This window comes from Pseudomonas sp. B14(2022) (assembly GCF_012030485.1).
Classification (GTDB): Bacteria; Pseudomonadota; Gammaproteobacteria; order Pseudomonadales; family Pseudomonadaceae; genus Aquipseudomonas.
In genome coordinates this window covers 1-23,769 of record NZ_JAAUVM010000041.1, presented here as the reverse complement: position 1 = coordinate 23,769, position 23,769 = coordinate 1, and the positions used below count along the sequence as shown (strand labels likewise).

Genomic DNA, 23,769 nt, shown 5'->3' with positions numbered 1-23,769 from the left:
GTACCTGTGTGATTATCCCTTGGGGAGGCTTGGACGAGGTATGACCCGCGTCCAGGCCTCAAATGTGTAAACGATGTCCCCGGTTTCAGATGTAAACGATGTCTACGGTTCTACACCCCGATAGCGGACTAAGCCGCGCTGGTGTCCTTGATCAAATGCGCCGCCAAGGTGCGCAACGGTCCCAACTGCCGGCATATCAACGCCAACTGCGTCTGCACCAACCGCTGCCCTTCATCAATCTCATCCGGCATCTGCTCCAGATCCGCCGCCAAGGCCTCCTCGGCATCGCTCTGAATCGCAATCGGCTGCTTGTTCGCCAGGCCCGTGGCGATTTCATCAATGCTCGCCGCCAAGCTATTGCCGGCGCCATCGATCAAGTGTTCACGCACCTCGGCCGGCAGCTGGGTTTCGCGGTGTGCGCCGAGCCCCGACAGGTAGCTGAGCAAGGTGTGCGACAGCACCAGGAAGCGGAAGCCCACATCCGCTTCCTTACGGAAATGGCCAGGTTCCATCAGCATATTCGCCAGGGTGGTGGACAGCGCCGCATCGGCGTTGTGGGCATTGCGCCGGGCCAGGCGGTAAGCCAGGTCGTCGCTCTTGCCGGCGGCGTATTGCTGCATGATCTGGCGCAGGTAAATGCTGTTGCAGGTCAGGGTGTTGGCCAGCACCTTGTTCAGGCGCCGACCTTGCCAGTCCGGCAGGAACAGGAAGACCGCCAGGCCTGCAATCAAACTGCCGAGCAAGGTATCGAACAGCCTTGGTAAAAACAGCCCGTAGCCATCGCCCACCTGGTTGAAGCAGAACAACACCATCAGGGTGATGGCTGCCGTGGCCAAGGTGTAGCGGGTGGTGCGGTTGATAAAGAACACCAGGCCGGCGGCGATGGCGAACATCGACTGCACCAGCGGGCTTGGGAACAGATCGAACAGCGCCCACGCCACGGTGAGGCCGATGGCGGTGCCGATGATCCGCTGGCCGAGCTTGCGCCGCGTGGCGCCGTAGTTCGGTTGGCAAACAAACAGCGTGGTGAGGATGATCCAGTAGCCCTGGGAGGCGTGGATCGCATGCAGCATGCCGTAGCCGACGGTCAGCGCCAGGGACAGGCGCAGCGCATGGCGGAACAGCAGCGACGTCGGCGTCAGTTGCGTACGCAGGCGCGTCCACATTTCCTTCAGGTTACGTGGGGCGCGGTCCAGCAGGTTGCTGTCGGTGGCGTCGGCCAGGGCATCGGGGTTGCTCGCGTCGCCGAGCAGGCGGTCGAGTGTGGACAGGTTGGCCGCCAGGGCGCGCAACGAACGCAGCAGGCCGCGCCATGCCGGGTTGCTCTGGATGCGCAGGTGTTCCAGGGAAGCATTCAGGTCGCTGAGGGCTTCGGCGAAGCTGTCGTCATAGATGAACGGCTGGCGCAGCTGGATCGACTCGGCCAGGGCCTGGCAGGCCTTGCCTTGCTGGCGTAGCAGGCGTTGGCAGCGGAACAGCACATCGCTGTGGAAGAACGCATCGGCCAGGGCGTTGTAAGGATAGTGGGACGAGCTGGCACGTTCGTGGATGTCCTGGGCCAGGAAGTACAGCTTGAGGTAGCGACTGACCTTCGACCCCGGTCGGCCATTGCCTACACGGTGCAGGATGATTTCCTTCGCCGCATTCAGCGCCGCCACCACCCGGCCATTTTGCTGGGCCAGTTCCAGGCGGCGAGCTTCCACGTCCAGTTGGCGAATCGGTTCGAACAACGATGATTTGAGCTTGAGGTAACGCCCCAGCTCGCGGAACAACCGCGCCAGGCTCTGCTGCACCGGCTGGTTGGAAAACAGCGCCTGCCACAGCACCGACAACGCGCCGTACCAGGCGGCACCGGCCACCAGCAGCAACGGCTCATGCCAGAAATCACTGACGGCGCCGCCGCGCTGGTCCACACCGATCATGGTGTAGACCGACAGGATCAAGGTGGCAGAAGCAATCGCACCATAGCGTTCGCCCAAGGCGCCGAGCATGGTCAGGCAGAACGTGGCCAGGGCCAGGGAGATGGCGAAAATCCAGGGGTAGGGGAACAGCAGCTCCACCGACAGCGCGGCGATGCTGAAACACACCAGCGTCACTGCCAGGGCGTTGAGGCGGCCTTGCCAGCTGTCGTCGGTCTCGGCCAGGGCGCTGGCGATAATCCCCAGGAACAGCGGGATCAGCAGGGTCATCTCATCCTGATACCAGCACAGCGTCATGCTGCCGGTGAGGGCGATGAACACCCGGATGCTGTAGCTGAATTTATCCAGCGCCCACAGGCGCCGCATGGACTGCTTGAACGAGGTCGATGACATGAAGTCTGGAGTCTTCCGGGACGATGCCGCTAAATTGAGCCATCAGTGACGCCACGGCAAGGGTGGTGATCACATCTGACAGCAAATTATTCTCAGGCATACCGCAAATCAAAATGTGGGAGGGAGCAAGCCCTCTCCCACATTCTTCAGGCGTACTGCGCTGCGGCGTAACCCGACGCCCACGCCCACTGGAAGTTAAACCCGCCCAGATGCCCGGTCACATCCAGCACTTCGCCAATAAAGTACAAGCCCGGGCTTTTCAGCGACTCCATGGTCTTGGACGACACTTCCCGCGTATCTACCCCGCCCAAGGTCACCTCGGCCGTGCGGTAGCCCTCGGTGCCGGCCGGCACCAGTTGCCAGCTCGAGAGTTTTTGCGCGATGTCGGCCACTTCGGCGTGGGTGTACTGCTTCATGGGCTTGGACACGAACCAGGTTTCCGCTAGCAGGTTGGCCATCTTCTTGGTGAAGATTTCACCCAGCAGGGTTTTCAGCTCGCTGTTGGGGCGTTCGACCTGCTGCTGTTGCAGCCAGGTGTGGGCGTCGTGGTCGGGCAACAGGTTGATCTCCACCGTGTCGCCGGACTCCCAGTAGGAGGAAATCTGCAGAATCGCCGGGCCGCTGAGGCCGCGATGGGTAAACAGGATGTTCTCGCGAAAGCTCTGGTCGTTGCAGCTGACCAGGCAATCCACCGAGGTGCCGGACAACTCGCCGCACAAGTCCTTGAGCTGGTCGGTGATGGTGAACGGCACCAGCCCGGCGCGGGTCGGTAACAGCTCATGGCCGAACTGCCTGGCGACTTGATAGCCAAAACCGGTGGCGCCCAGAGTCGGGATCGACAGGCCGCCAGTGGCGATCACCAGGGATTCGCAGCGCAGTTCACCCAAGGTGGTCTGCAACTGGTAGCCGCTCTCGACCTTGGCGATTTCTTCAATCGAGGTGTCCAGGTGCAGGCTTACGCCGGTCTGGATGCACTCGTCCAACAGCATGCCGAGGATGTCACTGGATTTGTTATCGCAGAACAGCTGGCCGAGTTTCTTCTCGTGGTACGGCACGCCGTGCTTGGCCACCAGCCCTATAAAGTCCCACTGGGTATAGCGGGCCAGGGCCGACTTGCAGAAGTGCGCGTTGTGCGACAGGAAGTTGGCCGGCTCGGTGTACAGGTTGGTGAAATTGCAGCGGCCACCGCCGGACATCAGGATCTTCTTGCCGGCCTTGTTCGCATGGTCGAGCAACATCACCTTGCGCCCACGCCCGGCGGCGGTCAGTGCGCACATCAAGCCTGCGGCGCCGGCGCCAATGATCACAACTTCGGTCGAGCGCACAGCAATGTCCTCATACAAATTCTGAATTGGAATACAGTCAAATGTGGGAGGGGGCTTGCCCCCGATGGCGGTGTATCAGTGACAGATGTACTGACTGACACACTGCAATCGGGGGCAAGCCCCCTCCCACATTGGATCTCCATATAGATCGGAGATCGTGTTACAGGATCCGCACACGCAACGAACGGCCTTTGATCTTGCCGTCGTTCAAACGCTGCAACGCCTGCTTGGCGATGCCGCGTTCCACGGCCACGAAGGCCTGGAAGTCGAAGATCGCGATCTTGCCGACCTGGGCACCGGGGATGCCGGCGTCGCCGGTCAATGCGCCGAGGATGTCGCCTGGGCGCACCTTGTCTTTACGGCCGGCGGCGATGCACAGGGTGCTCATCACCGGCAGCAGCGGACCACCGCTTTGCGGCTTGAGGTTGTCCAGTTGGTCCCAGTTCAGCGGCGACTTCTGCAGTTGCTCGATGGCCTGGGCGCGGTGCGCTTCGGACGGCGCCACCAGGCTGATAGCGATGCCGGTCTCACCGGCGCGACCGGTACGGCCCACGCGGTGGATGTGGATTTCCGAGTCGCGGGCCAGTTCGACGTTGATCACCATGTCCAGCGCGTCAATGTCCAGGCCGCGGGCGGCGACGTCGGTGGCCACCAGCACCGAGGTGCTGCGGTTGGCAAACATCGCCAACACCTGGTCACGGTCGCGCTGTTCCAGGTCGCCATGCAGGCCGACGGCGGAAATGCCCTTGGACGTCAGGTGATCCACGGTTTCCTGCACTTGCTGCTTGGTGAAGCAGAACGCCACGCAGGAAGCCGGGCGGAAATGCGCCAGCACCTTGGTCACGGCGTCCATGCGCTCTTCCGGGGAGATCTCGTAGAAACGCTGCTCGATTTGGTCGTCGGAGTGGAACGCTTCGGCTTTCACTTGCTGCGGCGCGCGCATGAACTTCGAGGCCAGCTGCTTGATGCTCACCGGGTAGGTGGCCGAGAACAGCAGGGTCTGGCGGCGCGGCGGGGTCTTGCTGATGATGTCCTCGATGGCGTCGTAGAAACCCATGTCGAGCATGCGGTCGGCTTCGTCGAGGATCAGGGTGTTCAAGCCGTCCAGCACCAGCGAACCTTTGCGCAGGTGTTGCTGGATACGGCCCGGGGTGCCGACGATCACGTGGGCGCCGTGCTCAAGGGAGGCGATCTGCGGGCCGAGGGACACGCCGCCGCACAGGGTCAGGACCTTGATGTTGTCTTCGGCGCGGGCCAGGCGGCGGATTTCCTTGGCGACCTGGTCGGCCAGCTCACGGGTCGGGCACATCACCAGGGCCTGGCAGCCGAAGTAGCGCGGGTTGATCGGGTTCAGCAGGCCGATGCCGAACGCAGCGGTCTTGCCGCTGCCGGTCTTGGCCTGGGCAATCAGGTCCAGCCCCTTGAGGATCACCGGCAAGCTTTGCGCCTGGATCTGCGTCATCTCGACATAACCCAGCGAGTCGAGGTTAGCCAGCATGGCGGCGGACAGGGGCAAAGTATTAAAAGCGGTGGCGATGGTAGTCACGGGACTGGCTCTGCAAAACAAAATGTCGCGCAGTGTACCAGCCCTGTGGGAATTTCCCTGCAAGTTCTAGACGAGACGCCCGTTAATGCTCGATATGCTGTTCCGGGTTGGCCGCCCGTTTGCCGTCTTGGGGCGACAGTTGCAGGAAGATCGCCGCCGCCAGCATCGCCATGATGCCCACGGTGAGGAAGGTCAGCTGGAACGCGCCGAGCACCGTGCTCACGCCGTCGTTGCCCGCTTCGGCGGTAAACCCGCCGAGCAGCGCGCCGGCGCAGGCCACCCCCAGGCTCAGGGACAGTTGCGCCACCACCGACAGCAAACTGTTGCCGCTGCTGGCCTGGGCGTCGTCGAGGTCGATCAGGGTGACGGTGTTCATCGCGGTAAATTGCAGCGAGTTGATCGCCCCCAGCACCGCCAGCATGGCCAGCAGCAGCGGGTAGGGCGTCTGTTCGCTGACCAGGCCCATGCTCGCCAGCATGATGCCCAGGGCCAGGGTGTTGCCGGTCAGCACCACGCGATAACCCAGACGCTCGATCAACGGGCGCGCCACCGACTTGGCGAACATCGCCGCCGCTGCCAGGGGCAGCATGCTCATGCCGGCCTGGGACGGTGAATAACCCAGGGCCACTTGCAGCAGCAATGGCACCAGGAACGGCAAGGCGCCGCTGCCCAGGCGCGCGAACAGGTTGCCGAGGATGCCCACGGCAAAGGTGCGGGTCTTGAACAGCGCCGGTGAGAACAGTGGGTTATCGATATGCCCGGCGCGCAGCCAATACGCCGCCAGGCACGCCAACCCGCCGAACAGCAGCAACATCACCCGCAGGTGCGGCAGGTGCAGCTCGCCCAAGCCTTCCATGGCAATGGTGATCAGCACCATCGCCGCGCCGAACAATAGAAAACCGATGCCATCGAAGCGCGTGCGCTCGCTGCCGCGCAGGTCGGGGATGAACTTCCACACGGCGTAGCAACCGATCATGCCCACCGGCAGGTTGATCAGGAAGATCCAGTGCCACGTCAGGTACTGCACCATCCAGCCGCCCATGGTCGGGCCGAGCAAGGGCCCGAGCAGGCCGGGGATGGTGATGAAGCCCATGATCCGTACCAGCTCGGAGCGGGGGTAGGCGCGTAGAACCACGAGTCGGCCGACCGGCAGCATCAGCGCACCACCCAGCCCCTGGATGACCCGTGCGCCCACCAGCATGGTCAGGCTGCTGGACAGCGCGCACAGCAAGGAGCCGATGCTGAACAGCATGATCGCGCCGAAGAAGATTTTCTTGGTGCCGAAGCGGTCGGCGATCCAGCCCGAGGCCGGGATCAGCAAGGCGACGGTGAGCATGTAGGCGATCACCACCCCTTGCATGCGCAGCGGGTTTTCCGCCAGGTCTCGGGCCATGGCCGGCAGTGCGGTGTTGAGAATCGTCCCATCCAGCGATTGCATGAAGAAGGCAATCGCTACCACCCAGGGGAGCCAGCGGGCGGTCTTGGCATCGAGAGGGGCACGATCTGGCATGGGGTACCTTTTTGTTAGCCGGCTATGTGTCGGCGATTATGCGCCATTCGTCGCTCCTTTTCCCACTGGCGGTTCGTCTAAGTCCGACAAGTTCGCGTGCTCTCCCACCAGGAAATCCAACAACGCACGGTGCACCGCCAAAGCCGCCTCGCGGGACTCCAGGTCGAGTAAATGCCCAGTGTGTTCGGCCACCGCAAAGCTGCTGTGGCCCACGTACTGTTTGAACAGTCGGGCCTCGGCGGCGGGGGTGTATTCGTCCAGCGCACCATTGAGAAAGTGCACCGGGGTTTCGATCTGCCGCAGCGCCGGCAGGTAGTTGCCATCACCCAATGCCAGCACCTGGTGGATATGAAAGCGCGCCTGGCGGTACTCGGTGGTGGCCATGTTCGACAGGTGCCGGTGGTTGTTGCGCTTGAGCCGGGGCGACAGGTATTTGCCCACGGTCTCGTTGAGCAGGTGCCCGACTGCGGATTTGTCATCGGCCTCGATCAACACCCGCACGCGCTCTACATAGTCGAGCATTGCCTGGTTGAGGTTGGGCGCCAGGGCCATCACCACCGAGCTTTCGATAGACGGCGGGTTGTGCGCCAGGGTCAGCAGCGTCGAGATACCGCCCCAGGAGGCCGAGACCAGATGGTTGACCTGGAAGCGCTCCACCAGGGCGCGCAGGATTTGCACCTCGTCGTCCTTGGTCACCAGGTCCAGGTCGGTGTTGTGTTCGCGGGAATAACCCGAGAAGGGCAGGTCGAACAACAGCACATTGAAATGCTCGGCCAGGCACTTGCTGGTACGCGCGAATGAACGTGTGGTGGACAGTGCGCCATTGACCATCAGGATGGTCTTCTTTTCCGAATCGTTTCCCAGCTGCTCAACATGAACGTTGTAGTGCTTGAACAGCTTTTCTATGACAAAACTTCCATGGTTCATGTCAACGCTCCAGCTTGCCCTTCCCGGGCAAGGTCATGCTCTCGTGGGTGGGGTGGCGGGGGGCCACTAACCGTTATAACGAGGTTTTTCACAGGCGACAACAGGCTGCCCGTGCAGACTGGGAGGAAGAGAATTTACGGTAGGAAGGGCCGAAACCGAGGTGTCTGAAATCAGCACAGGACAATGTGGGAGGGGGCAAGGCCCCTTCCCACAGGGGGGTTGTATTTACAGGGTCAGGGTCAGGCGTTTTACCAAGGCCCCCGGCAACAGGTTGGAGGCGGTATTGCGCTGGCTATAGGTGCTGGCCGACAGCAGCAGTTCGCGCTCAGCGGTCAGCGCTTCCAGTTGCGAACCGAGCAACTGGTAGACGCTGTCATCAAAACGCATGGTGCTGACCGGCGCCTTGATCTCGCCGTCTTCCACCCAGAACGTGGCGAAGCGCGTCATGCCGGTCAGGCGTGCGGCGGGCAGGTCGGAGTAGTTCAGGTACCACAGGTTGCTGATGTAGAGCCCGGTGCCCAGTTGCTTGAGGATATCGGCCTGGGCCAGGTTGCCCGCTGCGATCTGCAAGGCGCTGGGTGATTCGTCGCCGCTGGCGCCGTTGGCGCTGAGGCCATATTCGGCGGCGCTGCGCGAGTTCACCAGTTGGCCGTCGGCCTGGCCGGCGTTGATCAGCGTGACGTCACTGCGCGGGTAGCCTTCGCTGGAGAACGCCTGGCTCAGGGAGTCGGTGATGTGTTCTTTCACCGTCACCAGCGGGCTCAAGGACTGCTCGCCGGCATACAGCCGTTGCAACGAGCTGCTTTTGCTGGCGATGGCCTGGGCGGAAAAACCGCCCCAGGTGATGATGCTGAGGATTTCTTCCAATGCCGCCGGGGCGAGGTAGGCGCGGTACTGTCCGGGCGCCAATGGGTGCAGCGGGCGGCCGAGGAATTCCAGCTGTTCACGCGCCAGCTGGAAGCGTCGGGCGAACTCGGCGCTGTCCCAGGCGTCGCCGGCGTAGCTGGCTTTTACCGCCTCGCCATTGGCGTGGAACAGGCTGAAATCGAAGTTGAAGCTATTGGCCTGATGCCAGCCAAACGCGCCGTCCGAACTGGCAAAGCCCCGGCTGATCGGGCCGGCGGCATAGAAGCCGACCAGGTCGACGCCATCGGCCGCCTGGCTGATTTCTTCCAGCACCTGGGCCAGGTCGGGCAGGGGGCGGGCCTGTTCGTTGTGGCTTTGCCAGGCGTTGTGGTTGAGCAACAGGTACGGGTCATGCGGCAGCAGCGGCAGGGTTTCGCGCAGTTGCTGCAGGCCGTCGGCGAGGCGCTGGCGATCCAGCTCGGGCTCGCCGGCCAGGGTGATGCCGAGGTCGGCATGGCGGCCATCGTTGATCAGCTTGAGGTTGAGACTGGCCTGCTGCACTTGGCCGGCCTGACGCACCTTGGCGTGGTTGAAGCGCACGAACTCGGACGATTCTGCCGCGTAGCCCAAGTGGAATTGTTCCTTGTCGGTGATGGCCTGCTTGAGCCACTGCACCAATGCCTTGAAGGTGTTCATCAGGCATCTCCCCCAAATACGTCAACGTTGCTGAATACGCAGGCCGGCGACGCATGGCCGACGCGGATCACCTGGTTGGGCTCGCCCTTGCCGCAGTTCGGCGTGCCCAATACCTTGAAGGTGCTGGTGTCGCCCACGGCGCTGAGGTTGCGCCAGAACTGCGCGGAAATCGCCCGGTAGTTGGGGTTTTTCACCACGCCCTTGAGTTCGCCGTTTTCAATCAGCTGGCCCCACTCGCAGCCGAACTGGAACTTGTTGCGGGCATCGTCGATGGACCACGAACGGTTGGTCGACATCAGGATGCCGTGTTCGATGCCGCCAATCAGTTGCGCAAGGCTCTTGTCGCCGGCTTCGATATTCAGGTTGGCCATGCGGTCGATCGGCGGGCGGTTCCAGCTGCTGGCGCGGCTGTTGGCCACGCCGCCCATGCCCGAGCGGAACTGCGACAACGCCCCACCCAGCGGCTTGAGCAGCAGTCCTTCGCGGATCAGGAATTGCTTGCTGGCCGCGGTGCCGTCGTCGTCATGGCCGTAGCTGGCCAGTTGCTCGGGAATGTCCGGGTCGAACGTCACGTTCAACAGCTTGGAGCCGTATTGCAGCTGCCCGAAGTCGCTGGCCTTCACAAAACTGGTACCGGCGTAATTGCGCTCATCGCCGAGGATACGGTCGAGTTCCAGCGGGTGGCCGATGGACTCGTGGATCTGCAGGATCATCTGGTCGGGCATCAGCAGCAGGTCGCGCGGGCCCTGGGGCGTATTTGGCGCCAGCAGCAGTTGCAGGGCTTCGTCGGCAATGCGCGGCGCGGCGCCGACCAGGCCGAAGCGGCTGATCACGTCAAACCCGCCTTGCTGGCCGAAGTTGCTGCCGCCGAGGGTGCGCGACTGGCTGTCGTTGCCGTCGTAGGCCGTGACATTGACGCCGGGGAACACAAACCGCTGGGCCTGGCGCAGTTCGGCGCCGGCACTGTTGAGGTAGATCTGCTCGACATGGGTCAGGCCGAGGCTGACTTCCCAGTTCACCAGGCGCTCGTCCTGGGGCACGGCAGAGGACTCATCGCCGAGCAGTTGGTAGCAGTCGCTCAGGGACGGGAAGGCTTGCTCAATATTGGGCGACAGGTAGTCGGCGACGTCGCTGGACACCTGTTGGTCGCGCAGGTCGAGCAGGGCGTGCGGTTTTATCAGGCGGGCTTGCTGCTCGGCGCGTCCAAGGGCGGCTTGCAGGCCGGCAAGGGAAATATCGTGGGTGGCGGCGTAGGCCTCCGCACCGTTGACACGCACGGTGAGCATGACGCCTTCGTCGTGGTTCAGGTGGGGCGGTTCGGCGACGTTCTTGCGCACCGACAGGTACTGGCCGGATTCGCGCACGTAGCGCAGGGAGAAGAAGTCGGCGGTGGTGCGCAGGGCACTGAAATGCTTTTTGAGTGTGGCGTGGTGTTCGAACATGGGGCCTTCCTTGTGGGCGGCTCAGCGCGGGCAGGCAAACAGAGTAGGCCTGGGCTGGGGGCTGATCAAGGAAAGTGTAGAGGCAAGGTTTGCAGTGCCTGATCGGGCCCTATCGGGGGCAAGCCCCCTCCCACACTTGATTTGTGAATACATTCAAATGTGGGAGGGGGCTTGCCCCCGATGAAGGCACCGCAGTGAATCAGTTACTGCGCAGTCGGCCCCACTTCACGCAACGGCTTGCCACGCACCGGCGCATCGCCGGCCACGTAGTAGTCGGCAGTGCTGCGCGGCAGCGGCTGGCGGCCACGGATCTTGTCGGCGATTTTCTCGGCGATCATGATCGTCGGCGCGTTCAGGTTGCCGGTGGTGATGATCGGCATGATCGACGCATCGACTACGCGCAGACCCTGCATGCCGTGCACGCGGCCTTCGCCATCGACCACGGCCATCTCGTCGTCGCCCATCTTGCACGAGCAGGACGGGTGGAACGCGGTTTCGGCGTGCTCGCGGATGAACTTGTCCAACTGCTCATCGGTTTGCACCTCGATGCCCGGGCTGATTTCGCGGCCACGGTAGGGATCGAGTGCCGGCTGCTGCATGATTTCACGGGTCAGGCGGATGCCGTCGCGGAATTCCTGCCAGTCCTGCTCGGTGGCCATGTAGTTGAAGAGGATGCTCGGGTAGTCCCGTGGGTTCTTCGACTTCAGTTGCACGCGGCCACGGCTCGGCGAGCGCATGGAGCCCATGTGCGCCTGGAAACCGTGCTCTTTCACACCGTTGCTGCCGTTGTAGTTAATCGCGACCGGCAGGAAGTGGTACTGGATGTTCGGCCATTCGAATTCTTCACGGGTCCGGATAAAACCGCCCGCTTCGAACTGGTTGCTGGCGCCGATGCCGGTGCCGTTGAACAGCCATTCGGCACCGATGGCCGGCTGGTTGTACCAGAGCAGCGACGGGTACAGCGACACCGGCTGGGTGCACGCATATTGCAGATACAGCTCAAGGTGGTCCTGCAGGTTTTCGCCGACGCCAGGCAGGTCGTGGACCACCTGGATGTCGAGGCTTTCCAGCAGTTTGGCCGGGCCCACGCCGGAGCGTTGCAGCAGTTGCGGCGAAGCGATTGCGCCGCTGCACACCAGCACTTCTTTACGCGCACGGGCTTCAACGCGCTCTTCGGCGGCACCGATCAGGTAACGCACGCCAACGGCACGCTTGCCTTCGAACAACACTTTGTCGGTGAGGGCGTGGGTGACGATGGTCAGTGTGGAGCGCTTCTTGGCTATGTCCAGGTAACCGCGCGCGGTGCTGGCGCGACGGCCGTTAGGCGTGACGGTACGGTCCATCGGGCCGAAGCCTTCCTGCTGGTAGCCGTTCAAGTCTTCGGTGCGCGGGTAACCGGCCTGCACGCCTGCTTCAACCATGGCGTGGAACAGCGGGTTATTGCCCGCTTTAGGCGTGGTCACGCTCACCGGGCCATCGCCGCCGTGCCAGTCGTTCGGGCCGATGTCGCGGGTTTCGGCCTTGCGGAAATACGGCAGGCAATCGAGGTAGCTCCAGTCTTCCAGGCCCGGAAGCTTCGACCAGTTGTCGTAGTCCATGGCGTTGCCACGGATGTAGCACATGCCGTTGATCAGCGAAGAGCCACCCAGGCCCTTGCCGCGACCGCATTCCATCCGGCGGCCGTCCATGTGTGGCTCCGGATCGGTCTCGTAGGCCCAGTTGTAGCGGCGGCCTTGCAGCGGAAAGGCCAGGGCGGCCGGCATTTGGGTACGGAAATCGAGGCGGTAGTCGGGGCCGCCGGCTTCCAGCAGCAGGACGGTGACGCCTTCGTCTTCGGTCAGACGGGTCGCCAGGGTATTACCGGCGGAGCCGGCACCCACAATGATGTAGTCGTATTCTTGGGACATAAATGCACCCTCTTTGAAGTGTGGTCAGGTCGGGCCTCATCGGGGGCGAGCCCCCTTCCACATTTGATCGGGTTTACACAGTCAAAGGTGGGAGGGGGCTCGCCCCCGATGGCGGCCTCAAAGGCAACGCAAGGCTCGGGTCTTAGAACACCGAGGCGTAGTCGCCCAGCTCAACCTGTACCGATTTGATGCGGGTAAAGTTGTTCAGCGAGCTGATGCCGTTCTCACGGCCCACACCGGATTGCTTGTAGCCACCGACCGGCATCTTCGCGTCGGATTCGCCCCAGGCGTTGATCCAGCAGATGCCCGCTTCCAGCTGATGAATCACGCGGTGGGCGCGGTTCAGGTCCTTGGTCACCAGGCCCGCGGCCAGGCCGAAGTCGGTGTCGTTGGCGCGGCGGATCACTTCTTCTTCGGTTTCGTAGGTGAGGATGCTCATCACCGGGCCGAAGATTTCTTCACGGACGATGGTCATCTCGTCGGTGCAGTCGGTGAACACGGTCGGGGCCACGAAGGCGCCTTTGGCGAAATCGCCGTCGGTCAGGCGGTCGCCGCCGCACAGTACGCGGGCACCTTCTTCCTTACCTTTGGCGATGTAGCCCAGCACGCTTTCCATGTGGGCGAAGCTGACCAGCGGACCGAAGTTGGTGTTGGCGTCTTGCGGGTCGCCGACGCGGATACGGGCAACACGCTCAACGATCTTGGCTTCGAACGCCGCTTGCAGGTGCTTGGGCACGAACACGCGAGTGCCGTTGGTGCAGACCTGGCCGGAGCTGTAGAAGTTGGCCATCATCGCGATGTCGGCGGCACGATCCAGGTCGGCGTCTTCGAACACGATCAGCGGCGATTTGCCGCCCAGTTCCATGGTCACTTCCTTGAGCGAAGAGCTCGACGCGCTGGCCATGACTTTCTTGCCGGTGTCGGTGCCGCCGGTGAACGAGACTTTCTCGATGCGCGGGTGCTCGGTCAGCCAGGTGCCGACTTCACGGCCGCTGCCGGTCAAGACGTTGAATACGCCTGCTGGAACCCCGGCTTCGGTGTAGATCTCGGCCAGTTTCAGGGTGGTCAGCGAGGTGACTTCGCTTGGCTTGAAGATCATCGCGTTACCGGCGGCCAGGGCCGGTGCGGATTTCCACAGGGCGATCTGGATCGGGTAGTTCCAGGCGCCGATACCGGCGACCACGCCCAGCGGCTCGCGGCGGGTGTAGACGAAGGAAGTGTCGCGCAGTGGGATCTGCTCGCCTTCGATCGCCGGCACCAGGCCTGCGTAGTATTCGAGCACGTCAGCGCCGGTAACGATGTCGACGTACTGGGTTTCGGAGAAGGCTTTACCGGTGTCCAGGGTTTCCAGGGCGGCCAGTTCATCGTTGCGCTCGCGCAGGATGTCGACGGCACGACGCAGAATGCGCGAACGCTCCATGGCGGTCATGGCGGCCCAGATTTTCTGGCCTTTTTCAGCGCTGACCACGGCACGTTCAACGTCTTCTTTCGTTGCACGTTGCACTTGGGCGAGAACTTCACCGTTAGCCGGGTTGATGGCTTCGAAGGTGGCATCGCTGCCAGCGTCGCTGTAGCCGCCGTCAATGTAGAGTTTTTGCAGGTCGAAACGGGCCATAAAGTCCTCGCAAGTGCATAAGTGGTTGGCGTTACCCGCCGCAAAGTGGGCCATAAGGGTGTGGCAACACTGAGCGGCAGACGTTCAGGGGTTGAGCGTTTATAAGGGCTCTAACTCACCTGCTTGGCCAATTGGAAATCCATGTATTCGTAAGCGATCCGTTGCGCCTGCGCCGTGTCGAAAGCGTCTCCCGACAGGGCGCCGCGCAACCACAAACCGTCGATCAGGGCCGCCAGGCCTCTGGCTGCTTTGCGTGCGTGCGGCAGCGGCAGCACTCGGCGGAACTGGCAGCACAGGTTGGAATACAGACGTTGATCGTTGATCCGCTGCAACCTGTGCAATGACGGGTGATGCATGCTGGTGGCCCAGAAGGCCAGCCAGGTTTTCATTGCCGGGCCATTGACCTGGCTGGCGTCGAAGTTGCCCTCGATGATCACCCGAAGGTGCGCCCTTGGGCTGTCGTCCTTCAGCGCAAGCCTGCGTTCGTGGACGTTCTCGATCAGCACATTCATCAAGTACCGCATCGTCGCGGCGATCAGGCCGTTCTTGTCCTGAAAGTAGTGACTGATGATGCCGTTCGAGACCCCGGCCAAACGGGCGATCAGCGCAATGCTGGCATCTCCCATTCCGACCTGATCGATGGCCGTCAGCGTGGCTTCGATCAACTGTTGGCGGCGTATGGGTTGCATACCGACCTTGGGCATCTAGCACCTCTCCTTAGGCCTGTCGACGGGCGATGAACGTTCGTCGACTTGAAGGCCAGTCTATTTTGTTTTGATTGAACGTTCAATCAACAAAGAATAAGCTCTGCGACAAATGGTCGCTGCCTACAGGTATTTCCTACTTGAGGGCGACGACATCTGGCACCTGCAAAAACCTTTGAAACAGGCGGTATCAAGGCCTGCCCACTGCCTGGTGGGGCTCAAGGATTTTCGGGGTGTCTTTATAACACCCGTCCGTCGACTGCCGAAAAATCGATAGGTCGGGATAACCGTTGCCTTGTGTTTCTCTCTCGCACTGCCTGGAGCATCTGCGCCATGAGTTCTGCCTCTCTTATAAAGACCCCGCCGGAAAAGGTGCGGGTCAACGGTTGGGTGTTCTACACCTCCACCGCGCTGATTCTGTTGTTGACCGCCATTCTGATCATCGCCCCGCAGGAGGCCGGGCGCATGCTCGGCGTAGCCCAGGCCTGGCTTTCCAAAAGCTTTGGCTGGTACTACATGGTGGTCATCGCCGCCTACCTGGTGTTTGTGGTCGGCCTGGCGTTTTCGTCCTACGGCAAGTTGAAACTGGGCAGCAAGGACGACACCCCGGACTTCAGCTACGGCGCCTGGGCCGGCATGTTGTTCTCGTCGGGCATCGGTATCTCGTTGCTGTACTTCGGCGCTTCGGAGCCGCTGGATCACTACTTCAACCCGCCGGAAGGCGCCGCCGCCAGCAACAGCGCGGCACGCCAGGCGTTGCAGTTGACCTTCCTGCACTGGGGCCTGCATGGCTGGGCGATCTATGCGTTGGTCGGCCTGGCCGTGGCGTACTTTGCCTACCGCCATAACCAGCCGCTGGCCTTGCGTTCGGCGTTGTACCCGCTGGTGGGTGAGCGTTGGGTCAAGGGCGCGGCTGGTCACACGGTGGATGGTTTCGGCATGTTCGTGACCCTGCTGGGCCTGGTGACTAACCTGGGCATCGGTTCGATGCAGGTGTCGTCCGGCCTGGAAAACCTGTTCGGCATGGCGCACAGCAACACCAACCTGCTGATCGTGATCATTGTGATGAGCACCGTGGCGACCATCGCCGCCGTGTCGGGTGTGGAGAACGGCATCCGCCGCCTGTCCAACCTCAACATCGTGCTGTTCAGCGGTTTGCTGATCTTCGTGCTGCTGTTCGGCCCGACCCTGCACCTGCTCAACGGCCTGGTGCAGAACACCGGTGACTACCTCAACGGCATCGTGCTGAAAACCTTCGACCTCTATGTGTACGAAGGCGACGGTGACAAGACCGAACGCTGGATGGGCCTGTGGACCCTGTTCTACTGGGCCTGGTGGATTTCCTGGGCACCATTCGTGGGCATGTTCATCGCGCGTATTTCCCGTGGCCGCACGGTGCGTGAACTGGTGGCCGGCGTGCTGCTGATTCCCCTGGGATTTACCCTGGCGTGGCTGTCGATCTTCGGTAACTCGGCGCTGGACCTGGTGCTCAACCACGGTGCGGTGGAGCTGGGCAAGACGGCGCTGGAACAACCGTCCATGTCTATCTACCAATTGCTGGAGCATTACCCAGCGTCGAAAATCGTCATCGGCGTGTCGATCTTCGTGGGCTTTGTGTTGTTCCTGACCCCGGCGGATTCCGGCGCGGTGATGATGGCCAACCTTTCCTGCAAGGGCGGCAATGTGGATGAAGATGCGCCGCACTGGTTGCGCATCTTCTGGTCGGCGGTAATCACCCTGGTGACCATCGGCCTGCTGTTTGCCGGCAACTTCGAAGCCATGCAAACCATGGTGGTGCTGGCGGGGCTGCCGTTCTCGGTGGTGCTGATTGTCTTTATGTTCGGTTTGCACAAGGCGATGCGCCAGGACGTGGCGATCGAACAGGAGCAGGCGCAACTGGCTGAACGCGGGCGTCGTGGCTTCAGCGAGCGTTTGACGGCACTCGACCTGCAACCGAGCCAGGGCACTGTGCAGCGCTTTATGGACAAGCACGTCACGCCGGCGCTGGAAGAGGCGGCGGTCGCGTTGCGTGAGCAAGGGTTGGAAGTGCAGACGCTGTTGGGTAAGTCCAAGCGCTGCATCGGTGTGCGCATCGAGATGGAAGAGGGCAATCCGTTTGTTTACGAAGTGAGCCTGGATGCCTACTCGTCGGCGCCGAGCGACTTGCCTGAAGAAGAGCGCACCCGCTATTACCGTGCCGAGGTGTACCTGCACAACGGGCCTCAGGAATACGACCTGATGGGCTTCGCCCAGGAACAGATCACCCGGGACGTGCTCGATCAGTTTGAAAGCCATCGGCAGCTCCTTGGCCGTGTCTATAGCTGATAGTTGAGCCTGGTGGTGCTTTAAATGTGGGAGGGGGCTTGCTCCCGATAGCGGTGTGTCAGTCAGTCCATCTGTTACTGATCCACCGCTATCGGGAGCAAGTCCCCTCCCACATTTTTGACCCGGTTTCTCCAATGGCGTTTGCAGTGTGTGCTAGCCCAGGTTTTTGCCCAGCAGGGCGTGGTAGAGCTCGCTGTCGCCCAGGATCCCCACCACCTGGTTGTTGTCATGCAACACCAGCTTGTTCCCCGTCTGATAACGAATCTGCAGCGCATCACGCATGCCGATATTCGAATCCACCAGTGTCGGCACCCGGCCCAAACCTTCCACCGGTTGCCCCGGTGCCCAGTTCTGCAAATTCATCACCACGCCATTCTGCCGCGCGCCCTGGATGGTGTTGCCTTCGGCCAGGTCCAGCCATGAGTCGCCGCCTGGATCCAGGCACACCGAACCGTTGACGCGTTTGCAGTTGTCCAGCGTGCGCATCAGGCTGCGGCCGCACAGTACGTTCAGCGGGTTGGTATGGGCGACGAAGGTGCGCACATAGTCGTCCGCCGGGTTCAGCACGATCTCTTCCGGCACGCTGTACTGGATGATCTTGCCGTCTTTCATGATCGCGATGCGGCTGCCCAGCTTGAGCGCCTCGTCGAGGTCGTGGCTGACGAACACGATGGTCTTGCTCAACTTGCTTTGCAGTTCCAGCAATTCGTCCTGCAGGCCTTGGCGGATCAGCGGGTCGAGGGCGGAGAAGGGCTCGTCCATCAACAGGATGTCGGCGTCCATCGCCAACGCGCGGGCCAGGCCGACGCGCTGTTGCATGCCGCCGGACAGTTCATCCGGCCTCTTGTTGCGCCACTGGGTCAGGCCCACCAGCTCAAGTTTTTCATCCACCAGCTTGCGCCGTTCTTTTTCCGGACGGCCCTGCATTTCCAGACCAAAGCTGATGTTCTCGCGCACCGTCAGCCAGGGCATCAGGGCGAACTTCTGGAACACCATGGCGATGCGCTTGGTGCGCATCATTTTCAGCTCGGCGGGGGTGCAGGAGGCGATGTCGATCTGGCGACCTTCATGCTCCACGAACAGCTGGCCACGGCTGACGGTATTGAGGCCGTTGATGCAGCGCAGCAGGCTCGACTTGCCGGAGCCCGACAGGCCCATCAGCACGCAGATCTCGCCTTTTTCCACATCCAGGCTGGCTTTTTCAACGCCGACGATCTGCCCGGTTTTTTTCAGGATTTCGTTACGGCTCATGCCCTGGTCCAGCAGCTTGAGCGCTTCGCGTGGGTCTTTGGAGAAAATTACGTCGACATTGTCGAATCGGATAATGCTCATGCATCACCCCCTACTTTGGCGTCGGGTTGTTTGCAGATGCGGTCGAGCATGATGGCCAGCAGCACAATCGCCAGGCCGGCTTCAAAGCCCAGGGCGATGTCGGCGGTGTTCAGCGCGTTGACCACCGGCTTGCCGAGGCCGTCGGCGCCCACCAGGGCGGCGATCACCACCATCGACAACGACAGCATGATGCATTGGGTAATACCGGCAGCGATGCTCGGCATGGCGTGTGGCAGTTCAATGCGCGAGAGCAACTGACGGCGCGAGCAGCCAAAGGCCTTGCCGGCGTCCATCAACTCTTGCGGTACATCACGGATACCCAGGTAAGTCAGGCGGATGGGCGCGGCAATCGCGAACACCACCGTGGAGATCAAACCAGGCACCACACCCAGCCCGAAGAGGGTCAGGGTAGGGATGAGGTAGACGAAGGTCGGTACGGTCTGCATCAGATCGAGCACCGGCCGCATCAGGGTGTAGAACATGGGTTTGTGCGCGGCAACAATGCCCAGCGGCACACCAATGACCACGCAGACCAGGGTGGCGAACAGCACCTGGGCGAGGGTTTCCATGGTTTCCTGCCAGTACCCAAGGTTCAGGATCAGCAGGAAAGAGGCGATGACAAAAACAGTCAGTCCCCATTTACGTTGAATAAAGTGAGCCAGCAGCGCAATCAGACCGATCAATGCCAGCGGATTGAACCAGGTCAGCGCAAACGTCACGCCGTGGATCATCGTTTCCAGTGTCGATGCGATTGCGTCGAAGTAGTTGGCGCCGTGTTGGGTCAACCATTCGACGAAGGCAGCGATGTACTGGCCTAGTGGGATTTTCTGTTCAGTCAGCATGGTAGTGAATGTCCACATGCGAAGAGGGAAAACATCCCGGGGCAGCGTACCGCCCCGGGGTCAGCAGTTACTTGTTTAGATACGCTTTGACGGCTTCCAGGCCTGGTTTGCCATCGACGGTGGTGACACCGGCGAGCCAAGTGTCGAGTACTTGCGGGTTCTTCTTCAGCCAGGCTTTCGCCGCGGCGTCGGGCTTCATCTTGTCGTCCAGGACATTACCCATCAGGGTGCTTTCCATGTTCAAGGTGAACACCAGGTTCTTCAGCAACTGACCGACGTTGCTGCATTCCTCGGTGTAGCCCTTGCGGGTGTTGGTGTAGATGGTGGCCTGGCCGTAGTTGGGGCCGAACGAGTCGTCACCCCCGGTCAGGTACTTCATCTTGAAGCGGGTGTTCATCGGGTGCGGTTCCCAGCCAAGGAACACAATGGCCTGGTCACGCCTGGTGGCGCGCTCCACCTGGGAGAGCATCCCGGCTTCGCTGGATTCGACGACTTTGAAGCCGGCGGTCTTGAGGCCGAAGGCGTCTTTGTCGATCAGGGTCTGGATGGTGCGGTTGCCGTCGTTACCCGGCTCGATGCCGTAGATCTTGCCGCCCAGCTCTTCCTTGAATTTGGCGATATCGGCGAAGTCTTTCAGGCCTTTGTTGTACAGCGCCTCGGGTACCGCCAGGGTGTACTTGGCGTTTTCCAGGTTGGCGCGCACGGTTTCCACGGTGCCGGCATCACGGTACTGCTTGATGTCGTTTTCCATGGTCGGCATCCAGTTGCCGAGGAACACGTCCATGTTCTTGCCGTCGGCCAGGGACTTGTAGGTCACTGGAACGGAAATCATCGTGGTCTTGGTCTTGTAGCCCAGGCCCTTGAGGATTTCGCTGGTGGTCGCGGTGGTGACAGTGATGTCAGTCCAGCCGACATCGGAGAAGTTGACGGTCTTGCACTGTTCCGGTTCTGCGGCGTGCGCCATGACTGGCAGACTCAGCATGGCGGCCAACAACAACGAGGGTGAACCTTTCATCTGGGTAGACTCCTGTGTTTTTTCTGGCGGCATTTGCCGCGCTTTATAAGTGTTGCGGTTGGAGCGTGCGGCAACAGCTCTGCCACGGTGCCTTGCAAACGAGTCGAGACTGATCATGTACCAGTGAAAATCTGACGCCTACAGGGGGCGTCGTATCCAGTACAGGGAGGGTCGTATCCAGTGTCGGTGACGTCGCTTACAGGTTTTTCCCACGGTTAAACCGCTGTTTTTGCCCATCTGCACCGCTAAAAACGGCCAAAACAGGCGATCGCACGGGAGCGACGCTGGTGAGCATGGGTGCGTCGGTGTGAGACGCCGTGGCAGCGAATAAAACCTTGATGATGCCGCCATCTGGGCGATCTGAGCGTAGCACCTCGTTCAAGCCTGGCCGTGCTTATCGAGGAGTTCTACCGCAATGGCTATCAGTGTTTTCGACCTGTTCAAGATCGGCATCGGGCCTTCTAGTTCTCACACCGTCGGCCCCATGCGCGCCGCGGCGTTGTTCGTTCAAGGGTTACGTGAACGTGAACTGTTGGAACAGGTCAGGCGCGTCGAAGTTCAGCTCTACGGCTCATTGTCGGCCACCGGCATCGGTCACGGCAGCGACACCGCCACCATCATGGGCCTGATGGGCGAGTGGCCGGACGCGATCGATCCGTCGCAAATCGGCCTGCGCATTCACACCCTGCGTGAGACCGACACCCTGCTGCTCGACGGGCGTTTGCCCGTGCCGTTCCTGTGGGCCCGCGACATGCGCCTGCTTGACGAAAACCTGCCGTTCCACCCCAACGCCATGACCCTGGTGGTGTTGGGCGATGACGGCGAGCTGCACCGCGACACCTACTACTCAGTGGGCGGTGGTTTCGTGGTGGATGAAGCCCAGGCGCAGAGCGGCGTGGCGGACATGGACCGCACCGAGTTGCCGTATGATTTTTCCAGCGCCGTGGAGTTGTTGCAGCTGTGCAAGACCCACAACCTGCGCGTCGCCGAACTGATGCTGGCCAACGAAAAGGTCTGGCGCTCCGAAGACGAAATCCGCAGTGGCCTGATGAAGCTCTGGCGCGCCATGCAGGCGTGCGTGGAGGAGGGACTCAAGCACGAAGGCATTCTGCCTGGCGGCCTCAACGTGCGCCGTCGCGCCGCCAAGTTGCACCGCAGTCTGCAGGAGTTGAACAAACCCAATGTGATCGGCTCGACCTTGAGTGCGATGGAATGGGTCAACCTGTTCGCCCTGGCGGTGAATGAAGAAAACGCCGCCGGTGGACGCATGGTCACGGCGCCCACCAACGGTGCGGCGGGGATCATTCCGGCGGTGTTGCACTACTTCATGAAGTTCAGCGACGAAGTCACCGAAGCCAACGTGGTCGACTACCTGCTCAGTGCGGCGGCGGTGGGGATCCTGTGCAAGAAGAACGCCTCGATCTCCGGGGCCGAAGTCGGTTGCCAGGGTGAAGTGGGTTCGGCCTGCGCCATGGCCGCTGCCGGGCTGGCCGAGATCCTCGGCGCAACCCCGGAGCAGCTGTGCAACGCCGCTGAAATCGGCCTGGAACACAACCTCGGCCTGACCTGCGACCCGGTGGGCGGGTTGGTGCAAGTGCCGTGCATCGAGCGCAATGCAATTGCAGCGGTGAAGGCGATCAACGCGGCGCAGATGGCCCTGCGCGGTGATGGCCAGCACTTTATCTCCCTGGACCGGGTGATCCGCACCATGCGCGATACCGGGGCGGATATGCATGACAAGTACAAAGAGACGTCGCGAGGTGGGTTGGCGGTCAGTGCGGTGGAGTGCTGAGACCGAGTCGCCGGTATCGGGGGCTTGCCCCCGATGGCTGTCATCCAGACGATGCTGCTCAAAAAGTGAACACTCCAACCAAAAGCGCCACCTTTTAGCGCGTCGCAAACAGATAAGTAGCTTCCGAACGATTTTCCCTCCGACCACCCGTCACCTGTGCGTGCGGTGACAGACTTTTCCTACGCGCTGAAAGCGCCTTCCCACAAGTGATACCGAACTGCTCACACACCTTGAGCAGGGCCGCTCCGACGTCTATTTCAACCATATCCCGTACTCCTCGCGCGGGCTTATTTAGACGCGTCATCAGGTCGTTTTCAGGATTTGTTGAATGGCCATTCAAATTTAGGCATGGCATTTGCTCTACCAATTCAAAGCCTCTCGCCTTGCCGGATGAAGAGCGCAATAACAAGAGCCTCGCCTGAGGCCATCACCTGCTTTGTGTGAGGAGATACCGCCATGACGTCGTTCAACTCCGGGGCCCAACCCCAGAACCGTGCGCCTCAATCCATCGGCTTTTTGCTGCTGGACAATTTCACGCTGATTTCCCTGGCTTCGGCCGTGGAACCGCTGCGCATGGCCAACCAGCTGTCCGGCCGCGAGCTGTATCGCTGGACAACCCTGAGTGTGGACGGCAACCAGGTGTGGGCCAGCGACGGTCTGCAAATCACCCCCGATGCCTCCATGCACAAAGCCCCGGCCCTGGACACCGTGATTGTGTGCGGCGGCGTGGGTATTCAGCGTACCGTGACCCGTGAGCATGTGTCGTGGCTGCAAAGCCAGGCGCGCCAGTCCCGTCGCCTGGGGGCAGTGTGCACCGGCAGCTGGGCCCTGGCCTGTGCCGGCCTGCTCGACGGTTTTGATTGCAGCGTGCATTGGGAGTGCCTGGCGTCGATGCAGGAAGCCTTCCCGCGCGTGTCGATGAGCACCCGTTTGTTCACCCTCGACCGCAACCGCTTCACCAGTTCGGGCGGCACCGCGCCGCTGGACATGATGCTGCACCTGATCAGCCGCGACCACGGCCGTGAACTGTCGGCGGCGATCTCCGAAATGTTCGTGTACGAGCGCATCCGCAATGAACAGGATCACCAGCGTGTGCCGCTCAAGCACATGCTTGGCACCAACCAGCCGAAGCTGCAGGAAATCGTCGCGCTGATGGAAGCCAACCTCGAAGAGCCGATCGACCTCGACGAACTGGCGGTGTACGTCGCCGTGTCACGCCGCCAGTTGGAGCGGCTGTTCCAGAAATACCTGCACTGCTCGCCGTCGCGCTATTACCTCAAGCTGCGCCTGATTCGCGCGCGGCAGTTGCTCAAGCAAACGCCGATGTCGATCATCGAAGTGGCGTCGGTGTGCGGCTTTGTGTCCACCCCGCACTTCTCCAAGTGCTACCGCGAATACTTCGGCATTCCGCCACGGGATGAGCGCGTAGGCTCCAACACCACCCAGCAGGTGGCGATGATGCCGATTCCGCAGGCGCTGGTGTTGTCACCGTTGTCGGGGCCGATGTCGGCGTTGAGTCAGGCGCGCAATGAGTCGACGTTCGCGAGTGTACGGCTTTAAACCGAGTTGACTGCATCGGGGGCAAGCCCCCTCCCACACTGACCGCGAACACGGGTCAAATGTGGGAGCTGTC

The 23,769-nt window shown here is 61.6% G+C and carries 16 protein-coding genes; 3 read left to right on the top strand and 13 right to left on the bottom strand.

The features are described 5' to 3' along the window. Positions 1 to 128: 128 nt before the first annotated feature. The 10 genes from yccS to betI all read right to left on the bottom strand — a co-directional run bounded on the left by yccS (position 129) and on the right by betI (position 14,830). Positions 129 to 2,312 carry a YccS family putative transporter gene (gene yccS / locus HCF10_RS30625; protein WP_131699049.1) on the bottom strand — a complete coding sequence of 728 codons (2,184 nt, stop codon included), beginning with the start codon at positions 2,310 to 2,312 and terminating at the stop codon, positions 129 to 131. Positions 2,313 to 2,458: 146 nt separating this feature from the next. After that, the gene (locus tag HCF10_RS30620) at positions 2,459 to 3,637 is read right to left on the bottom strand and encodes an aminoacetone oxidase family FAD-binding enzyme (protein ID WP_167657060.1); all 1,179 of its coding nucleotides are present in this window, start codon (positions 3,635 to 3,637) and stop codon (positions 2,459 to 2,461) included. A gap of 160 nt (positions 3,638 to 3,797) precedes the next feature. Then, positions 3,798 to 5,135, bottom strand: coding sequence for an ATP-dependent RNA helicase DbpA (gene dbpA / locus HCF10_RS30615; protein ID WP_237683213.1), 1,338 nt, complete (start codon positions 5,133 to 5,135; stop codon positions 3,798 to 3,800). A 130-nt stretch (positions 5,136 to 5,265) separates the two neighbouring features. Next, a complete protein-coding gene (gene mdtD, locus HCF10_RS30610; RefSeq protein WP_131699051.1) occupies positions 5,266 to 6,693 on the bottom strand; it encodes a multidrug transporter subunit MdtD in 1,428 nt (475 codons plus the stop codon). Positions 6,694 to 6,729: 36 nt separating this feature from the next. Beyond that, the gene (locus HCF10_RS30605; RefSeq protein WP_027606025.1) at positions 6,730 to 7,620 is read right to left on the bottom strand and encodes an alpha/beta fold hydrolase; all 891 of its coding nucleotides are present in this window, start codon (positions 7,618 to 7,620) and stop codon (positions 6,730 to 6,732) included. A gap of 225 nt (positions 7,621 to 7,845) precedes the next feature. Continuing rightward, positions 7,846 to 9,162 (bottom strand): TldD/PmbA family protein, encoded by a 1,317-nt coding sequence (locus HCF10_RS30600; protein ID WP_145336872.1) that lies wholly within the window; start codon positions 9,160 to 9,162, stop codon positions 7,846 to 7,848. Continuing rightward, entirely contained in the window at positions 9,162 to 10,604 is a 1,443-nt protein-coding gene (locus HCF10_RS30595; RefSeq protein WP_167657059.1) for a TldD/PmbA family protein, read from the bottom strand. Before HCF10_RS30595 ends, HCF10_RS30600 begins: the two co-directional genes overlap by 1 nt. Before the next feature lie 203 nt (positions 10,605 to 10,807). After that, positions 10,808 to 12,511 carry a choline dehydrogenase gene (gene betA, locus HCF10_RS30590; protein WP_167657058.1) on the bottom strand — a complete coding sequence of 568 codons (1,704 nt, stop codon included), beginning with the start codon at positions 12,509 to 12,511 and terminating at the stop codon, positions 10,808 to 10,810. Between the two features lie 142 nt (positions 12,512 to 12,653). Beyond that, positions 12,654 to 14,126 carry a betaine-aldehyde dehydrogenase gene (gene betB / locus HCF10_RS30585; RefSeq protein WP_131699055.1) on the bottom strand — a complete coding sequence of 491 codons (1,473 nt, stop codon included), beginning with the start codon at positions 14,124 to 14,126 and terminating at the stop codon, positions 12,654 to 12,656. Positions 14,127 to 14,236: 110 nt separating this feature from the next. Continuing rightward, on the bottom strand, positions 14,237 to 14,830 hold the full coding sequence (betI, locus tag HCF10_RS30580; RefSeq protein WP_053128113.1) for a transcriptional regulator BetI: 594 nt from the start codon (positions 14,828 to 14,830) through the stop codon (positions 14,237 to 14,239). A gap of 390 nt (positions 14,831 to 15,220) precedes the next feature. Between betI and HCF10_RS30575 the strand changes: the two genes are divergently transcribed. Beyond that, entirely contained in the window at positions 15,221 to 17,155 is a 1,935-nt protein-coding gene (locus HCF10_RS30575) for a BCCT family transporter (RefSeq protein WP_337782823.1), read from the top strand. 153 nt (positions 17,156 to 17,308) lie between these two features. Here the strand turns inward: HCF10_RS30575 and choV are convergent, their stop codons facing one another. The 3 genes from choV to HCF10_RS30560 form a co-directional block, all read right to left on the bottom strand. Next, positions 17,309 to 18,487, bottom strand: a complete 1,179-nt coding sequence (gene choV / locus HCF10_RS30570) for a choline ABC transporter ATP-binding protein (RefSeq protein ID WP_131699057.1) — start codon at positions 18,485 to 18,487, stop codon at positions 17,309 to 17,311. Beyond that, on the bottom strand, positions 18,484 to 19,329 hold the full coding sequence (gene choW / locus HCF10_RS30565; RefSeq protein ID WP_015886271.1) for a choline ABC transporter permease subunit: 846 nt from the start codon (positions 19,327 to 19,329) through the stop codon (positions 18,484 to 18,486). Before choW ends, choV begins: the two co-directional genes overlap by 4 nt. Before the next feature lie 67 nt (positions 19,330 to 19,396). After that, positions 19,397 to 20,344, bottom strand: a complete 948-nt coding sequence (locus HCF10_RS30560) for a choline ABC transporter substrate-binding protein (protein WP_131699058.1) — start codon at positions 20,342 to 20,344, stop codon at positions 19,397 to 19,399. 415 nt (positions 20,345 to 20,759) lie between these two features. On the opposite strand from HCF10_RS30560, the gene HCF10_RS30555 reads away from it, so the two are divergent. Continuing rightward, positions 20,760 to 22,136 carry an L-serine ammonia-lyase gene (locus HCF10_RS30555; RefSeq protein ID WP_167657056.1) on the top strand — a complete coding sequence of 459 codons (1,377 nt, stop codon included), beginning with the start codon at positions 20,760 to 20,762 and terminating at the stop codon, positions 22,134 to 22,136. 456 nt (positions 22,137 to 22,592) lie between these two features. Next, positions 22,593 to 23,696 carry a GlxA family transcriptional regulator gene (locus HCF10_RS30550; protein WP_065938176.1) on the top strand — a complete coding sequence of 368 codons (1,104 nt, stop codon included), beginning with the start codon at positions 22,593 to 22,595 and terminating at the stop codon, positions 23,694 to 23,696. Positions 23,697 to 23,769 lie beyond the last annotated feature (73 nt).

Excerpts from the sequence above, each read along its gene's own strand:
- yccS (WP_131699049.1), bottom strand. The coding sequence starts at position 2,312 with ATGTCATCGACCTCGTTCAAGCAGTCCATGCGGCGCCTGTGGGCGCTG.
- dbpA (WP_237683213.1), bottom strand. The coding sequence starts at position 5,135 with ATGCTGGCTAACCTCGACTCGCTGGGTTATGTCGAGATGACGCAGATC.
- mdtD (WP_131699051.1), bottom strand. The coding sequence starts at position 6,693 with ATGCCAGATCGTGCCCCTCTCGATGCCAAGACCGCCCGCTGGCTCCCC.
- HCF10_RS30605 (WP_027606025.1), bottom strand. The coding sequence starts at position 7,620 with ATGAACCATGGAAGTTTTGTCATAGAAAAGCTGTTCAAGCACTACAAC.
- HCF10_RS30600 (WP_145336872.1), bottom strand. The coding sequence starts at position 9,162 with ATGAACACCTTCAAGGCATTGGTGCAGTGGCTCAAGCAGGCCATCACC.
- HCF10_RS30595 (WP_167657059.1), bottom strand. The coding sequence starts at position 10,604 with ATGTTCGAACACCACGCCACACTCAAAAAGCATTTCAGTGCCCTGCGC.
- betA (WP_167657058.1), bottom strand. The coding sequence starts at position 12,511 with ATGTCCCAAGAATACGACTACATCATTGTGGGTGCCGGCTCCGCCGGT.
- betB (WP_131699055.1), bottom strand. The coding sequence starts at position 14,126 with ATGGCCCGTTTCGACCTGCAAAAACTCTACATTGACGGCGGCTACAGC.
- betI (WP_053128113.1), bottom strand. The coding sequence starts at position 14,830 with ATGCCCAAGGTCGGTATGCAACCCATACGCCGCCAACAGTTGATCGAA.
- choV (WP_131699057.1), bottom strand. The coding sequence starts at position 18,487 with ATGAGCATTATCCGATTCGACAATGTCGACGTAATTTTCTCCAAAGAC.
- choW (WP_015886271.1), bottom strand. The coding sequence starts at position 19,329 with ATGCTGACTGAACAGAAAATCCCACTAGGCCAGTACATCGCTGCCTTC.
- HCF10_RS30560 (WP_131699058.1), bottom strand. The coding sequence starts at position 20,344 with ATGAAAGGTTCACCCTCGTTGTTGTTGGCCGCCATGCTGAGTCTGCCA.
- HCF10_RS30555 (WP_167657056.1), top strand. The coding sequence starts at position 20,760 with ATGGCTATCAGTGTTTTCGACCTGTTCAAGATCGGCATCGGGCCTTCT.
- HCF10_RS30550 (WP_065938176.1), top strand. The coding sequence starts at position 22,593 with ATGACGTCGTTCAACTCCGGGGCCCAACCCCAGAACCGTGCGCCTCAA.